Source organism: Bradyrhizobium sp. (genome assembly GCF_049586575.1).
Classification (GTDB): Bacteria; Pseudomonadota; Alphaproteobacteria; order Rhizobiales; family Xanthobacteraceae; genus Bradyrhizobium.
Window position 1 is genome coordinate 1 of record NZ_JBAVCF010000706.1, and the last position, 4,207, is coordinate 4,207.

The 4,207-nt window shown below is 60.4% G+C and carries 5 protein-coding genes, 1 tRNA gene and 1 pseudogene; 5 read left to right on the forward strand and 2 right to left on the reverse strand.

Annotation, left to right across the window (positions count from 1 at the left end; translation table 11 throughout):
• Positions 1-40 precede the first annotated feature (40 nt).
• Positions 41-127, forward strand: a tRNA-Leu gene (locus WB528_RS25770).
• 41 nt (positions 128-168) lie between these two features.
• Here WB528_RS25770 and WB528_RS25775 read toward each other — a convergent pair.
• Positions 169-534, reverse strand: a complete 366-nt coding sequence (locus WB528_RS25775; protein WP_423892032.1) for a hypothetical protein — start codon at positions 532-534, stop codon at positions 169-171.
• A gap of 119 nt (positions 535-653) precedes the next feature.
• On the reverse strand, positions 654-902 hold the full coding sequence (locus WB528_RS25780) for a hypothetical protein (RefSeq protein ID WP_423892034.1): 249 nt from the start codon (positions 900-902) through the stop codon (positions 654-656).
• A gap of 464 nt (positions 903-1,366) precedes the next feature.
• On the opposite strand from WB528_RS25780, the gene WB528_RS25785 reads away from it, so the two are divergent.
• From WB528_RS25785 to WB528_RS25800, 4 genes and pseudogenes are all read left to right on the forward strand, one after another.
• Positions 1,367-1,993: a ribonuclease D gene (locus WB528_RS25785; protein ID WP_423892036.1), complete on the forward strand. Its 627-nt coding sequence runs from the start codon at positions 1,367-1,369 to the stop codon at positions 1,991-1,993.
• A gap of 141 nt (positions 1,994-2,134) precedes the next feature.
• Entirely contained in the window at positions 2,135-2,872 is a 738-nt protein-coding gene (lptC, locus tag WB528_RS25790) for an LPS export ABC transporter periplasmic protein LptC (RefSeq protein ID WP_423892038.1), read from the forward strand.
• A 79-nt stretch (positions 2,873-2,951) separates the two neighbouring features.
• Positions 2,952-3,593 (forward strand): LptA/OstA family protein, encoded by a 642-nt coding sequence (locus tag WB528_RS25795; protein WP_423892039.1) that lies wholly within the window; start codon positions 2,952-2,954, stop codon positions 3,591-3,593.
• A gap of 241 nt (positions 3,594-3,834) precedes the next feature.
• Positions 3,835-4,207, forward strand: a pseudogene (locus WB528_RS25800) (LPS export ABC transporter ATP-binding protein); the annotation flags it as partial.

The window sequence follows — 4,207 nt, forward strand, 5'->3', positions numbered from 1 at the left end:
TTTGACAAGCGCGCGACCGAACCTTAACTAGCGGCCCCATGCCCAGGTGGCGGAATTGGTAGACGCGCTGGCTTCAGGTGCCAGTGACCTAACAGTCGTGAAGGTTCGAGTCCTTTCCTGGGCACCATCGGCAAATGGCGGAATGGTGGCGCGTCCTGCGGCTTGGGCTTAAGCGAGCGCCACTAACGGCTGAAGCCGGTCAGCTATCCTGTGCAGCGTGTTCGGGCTGTCACTCGTCAAAGAGAGATAGCTGAGAGAGTGCTCGTAATAGATACCGATCTCGTGATCGCCGAACCGAAGCACGCCTTCAACATCATCTTCCAAGGCGTCATAGCCCGGCAATTCGACCGACGCGGGCGCATCCTGGTTCAGGATCGTTGCGATTTCGGTCAGCATTTCCCGGAATGGCGTCGAATAATCGAAAGCGTCGCCTGTCCACAGGACAAGCTCCCATCCGCTCTTGCGATGGCGTTCGATGACCGGCCTGGAATGGACCTTGATGATAGGGCAAGGTTCGTGATGCGTCTCAAGCATGGCCAGAACCATAGCATGTGCCAAAGCCTGCGCTTTTCCCGTTTGCAAAACCGGTACAGAACCAGTGACCGGGATGGTTCAAACACTCCGCAAAACTGCGGTTAGTTTTTCCGACACAGCTAATTTCCGACATTCGTCTCCGGGTCGCCTCGCCTGTGGCCCTCCGGGCCGCGGCTGAAGATGCCGTAGTTGCTGGATTTCATGCTGTTCGCCGCGTCTGGCGCGGCAACCGTCAGCCCCAGTTTCAAAAGCTCGCGAACGGCAGCCGCGCGGGTCGGCATCCGGTGCTTGAAGCGGAAATCGTCGACCGCCGCCAATTCTTGCGGTCCCAACATGACCTGTAATCGCTCGTCGCGGATATCGCTCATGGAATGACCCAAAATGAGATGGTTGAGTGATGTACTCAACGTGCCACGTCGGCGGCGGTTCCGACTATTAAGCCAAATTAGTATAATATCTCAACAAAAACAATAAGTTAGATATTGATTTCGTGCTAGCAAAGGCGCATGCTTTGGTTAAGGGAGAGCCGCCATGACGGACCATACCAAGCTGCCTCGGATGTTTTCGAAAGAGCCGGACGCGTCAAAACCTCTGCGCCCGAGCCACCAAAAAATCTCCGAAAATCTGGAACGCTGGGCCAATAGCCACGAGCTTCAGCCGCCGAAATTGCCGGACAACCAGAGGGCCTGATCTCATCACCCGGACAGGCCGGACGGCGTGACGACTTGCCTTGCGGGATTTTGCTGACGAAAGCCGTGCTCCGCCGCTCGCGTCTTGCAAAGTTGAGCGTTAGGTTGGGCTCTGTCCCGAATCGACCAGAGGCCCTGTTTTGATGACCGTACGCCAGCATCGCGGCGACCTGCCCGACATCAGCCGTTACACCGACTCGGTAGCGATCGATACCGAGACCATGGGGCTCAATCCGCATCGCGACCGGCTCTGCGTGGTGCAGCTGTCGAACGGCGATGGCAGCGCCGATGTCGTCCAGATCCCCCGCGACCATGGCCAGGGTCCGGCGGATGCGCCGAATCTGAAGGCGCTTCTCGCCAATCCGAAAATCACGAAGATCTTTCACTTCGCCCGCTTCGATGTCGCCGCGCTCTATCACGCCTTCGGCGTGATGCCCGAGCCGGTCTATTGCACCAAGATCGCCTCGCGGCTTTCCCGCACCTACACCGATCGCCATGGCTTGAAGGATCTGGTGCGGGAGGTGCTCAACGTCGAACTGTCGAAGCAGCAGCAATCAAGCGACTGGGGCGCACCCAGCCTCACCGACGCGCAGCTCGCCTACGCCGCCTCCGATGTGCTTCACCTGCATGCATTGCGCGAACGCCTCGACGTGATGCTCGCGCGCGAAGGCCGCCTCGGGCTGGCAGAGGCCTGTTTCGCCTTCCTGCCGACGCGGGCAAAGCTCGACCTGCAAGGCTGGGAAGCCGAGGACATTTTCGCGCATTCGTGAGAAGATTCCTCTCGAAGCCGTTAACGCCGGTTACCGCCTCGTTTCAGACAAACTCCTCGCACGAGGTCCTTTGCGGGTGGGCGATCCGATCATCTCGGGGTAAAATGATCTGGCTTCGTCGGTCTTTACCTAGGAGTAGTGGTGAACTCGGTCCAGAATCCTGCCTATCACGCGGGAATGGAGGCGCGCTTTGCGGTTGCGGCGCGCCACAGCCGGATGGTGCGCATCCTGCGGATCGCGGTTCCGGGGGCCGTGACTCTGGCGCTCGCCGCAATCGTCCTGGTGTCGGTTTTCAATCCGTTCCGGATGCTGTTGCCCAAGCTGCCGGTGGACATGAGCAATCTTGTCGTGTCGGGCACGAAGATCACGATGGAATCGCCGCATATGGCAGGCTACTCGCAGGACCAGCGCCCCTATGAGGTCTGGGCCAATACCGCGACCCAGGATGTAACCGACCCGGATCACGTCGAATTGCACACCTTGCGGGGCAAAGTGCTGATGCAGGACCAATCGACGGTTACACTCGAGGCGGTCAAGGGATTGATGGATACCAAGCAGCAACTGCTCGACCTGCATAAGGACATCTATGTGCAAACCACCGCAGGTTATGAGGCGTGGCTCAGCCAGGCCTTCGTCGATATGAACAAGGGAACGGTGACGTCGAACGAACACGTCGATGTCAAATGGGCGGACGGAAAAATTTCCGCCGACACGATGAAGGTCACCGGCGGTGGCGATGTCGTCCGCTTCGATGGCCACGTCGTGATGAACATCGACAAGCTGCCGCCGCCTGCCGATGCCGACCCGGCGCCCGAGCAGCCTCAGCCCGCGCGTCCTGCGAAATCGCGCGCGGGCGTGAAATCCTCCAGCGCGAAATGATCCGATGAAAATGTTTCGCCAGAAACTCTTCAAAGCCCGGATTGCCGTCAGCACGGCGTCTGCGGTGCTTTGCTGCGCGATGCTGGTTGCTGCGGCGGATGCCAGAGCGCAAAGTTCAGCGACCGGCGTGCCCAATGCCATGCAGGGCTTTTCGCAGAATCGCGATCAGCCGATTCAGATCGAGGCGGCTTCTCTCGAGATGCGCGACAAGAAAAAAGAGGCAACCTTCACCGGCAACGTCAAGGTGGTGCAGGGCGATACCACCATGACGTCGAAGGTTCTGGTCGTCTTCTACGAATCGAAGGATCAGACTGCGCCGCCTCCGCCGGCCAATGCCAAGAGCGTAAAATCGGCGCCTGCTCCGATGCCGGCGGCTGCGCCCGGCCCCGGTGGATCGTCATCGATCAAGCGGCTTGAAGCCAAAGGCAATGTCGTCGTTACCCAGAAGGATCAGGTCGTGACCGGCGAGACGGCCGTGTTCGACACCAAGACCAATCTGATCACCATGTCAGGCGGCGTCGTGCTGACCCAATGCCAGAATGTCTTGAGAGGCGATCGGCTGCTGGTGGACATGACCACGGGTGTTTCCCGGGTCGAATCGGATAGCGGCAAGGTGAACGGCCTGTTCCTCAATCAGTCTTCGAGCCAGGGCTGCGCTCAGGCGTCTACCGGGGCTGCTGCACCGCTCGCCCTCCCCGGAGCGTCAGGTAAACCAAAGTAATGTCAATATCTTAATGTAAACCCGGCCGGGACAAGGTTGAAGCCGGGGGTCCAAGCCTGTATCTACCTTGCCGGTTACGTGCGTCGGAAACTCGACGCCGGTCCGCTGGGCAAGCGGCATCCGCTCATTCATGCTGGACGGGCGAATCAGCGCTTTCGAACTTGCGGCTACTCCGGTAGCGACCTTCAATATCCACGCCGCTGGTTGGCGGACTTCTGCAAAGGGCTCGGACGAAGCGGGGATGGTGGATCTACTCAGCATGTTCCGGCGGCGCCCTGTCAAACGCGGCAAGGGCGGCTTTGCACGTTCGCGCGACGACATCACCGCGCTCGACGACAGTATGGGGGAGATGCTGACGAGCCCCGTGCGTGATGCCCCGCCGCTCGCCCGCGCCGCGCCCTCGCCCGCGATTGAATTGGCGCGCATCGATAATCCCCCTCCCCGCCCGGCTGCCGTCAGGCCCAAGCCCGCGGCAACGCCCAAGCCCGCGGCAACGCCCAGGCCCGCGCCCAGGACTAACAGCGCCTCTGCACCGCGGCAGGCAGCCCGGGCTGGATATCTGGCTGTGCATAGCGTGGAAAAAAGTTTCGGCAGCCGCCAGGTCGTGCGCGGCG